General features: G+C 58.1%; 1 protein-coding gene. It reads left to right on the top strand.

The features are described 5' to 3' along the window. Nucleotides 1-173 precede the first annotated feature (173 nt). A complete protein-coding gene (locus E1297_RS01365; protein WP_155132941.1) occupies nt 174-902 on the top strand; it encodes a hypothetical protein in 729 nt (242 codons plus the stop codon). Nucleotides 903-943: the final 41 nt, after the last annotated feature.

Below are 943 nucleotides of genomic sequence, written 5' to 3'. Positions count from 1 at the left end.
AGGAAGGGGTTTGCCGCGCTTCTGGATCAGTTAAGGCAAACCTCGCTTGCCTTTTGCCTTCGGTGGCAGAATAATCGGCCTCGTAATTAACAACGGAGGTTGGCATGGCCACACGAAGAAGTGATGCGGACGGGCGCCTGTTTCCATCTAGGGACTGGGATCACGGATGGCGAATGTCTGCTCAGGCCGACCACGCCGGATATCGTTGTTCCCCCGCCAGAAGGTTGGACACCCTCGAGGAATACGACACCGTGGAGGTCGTGATATACGGGCCGTTTCAGATGGCGGTGGATCCGACGACCATGGAGATCCCAGGGGACGTTCTGGCGAAGTTCACCAGCCCGGAAGAGGATGGGGTTGCCATCGGTTGCTACTTGACTATGGACGACATCAGTAAGGTGGAACTCGCCATCGCTAGGGCGAGCTTAAACCCCAACGCCGGCATACCAAGAGGCACCACGGGCTGGGCCGGAAGGCGCGTGTTTCACGGTGCTTCTGAGGACGACGCTCACGACATCGAGGAGAACGGCATCTCCATGACTAAGTCCTCAAAGGGATACTTCGGGGAAGCCTTCTACGTCGCGGAGGAGGAGGAGCTTGCGAGATCCAACTACGCGGAGTTCTCGGATGACGAGAATGACGGAGCGGTGCTGGAATTCGTCATAGCGCACGAAGCCCGGATACTAGACCTGAGGAACTCGAAGGACGCGGAGAAGTGGCAAACCTCGGGTCTCGAGAGGCATCTGGGGGAGCAAGGTCTTGCAGGAGAGGCCGTCAGGAAGGGGATAGACGGAGTCTACGACAGATCCGTCGGCGGTCTAGCGATTTACAATCCAGACATCATCCGCTGTTTGGGAATGGTCTCCAAGCCTTCAGGCGAACTAACGTCCTCTCCGCCCTGAAGGGCGGGGACTTTCGGGATGGCACCTCAAGCAACCATCCG

This window comes from Roseibium sp. RKSG952 (genome assembly GCF_009711355.1).
This window is presented reverse-complemented; position numbering and strand designations above follow the sequence as displayed.

Excerpts from the sequence above, each read along its gene's own strand:
- E1297_RS01365 (WP_155132941.1), top strand. The coding sequence starts at position 174 with ATGTCTGCTCAGGCCGACCACGCCGGATATCGTTGTTCCCCCGCCAGA.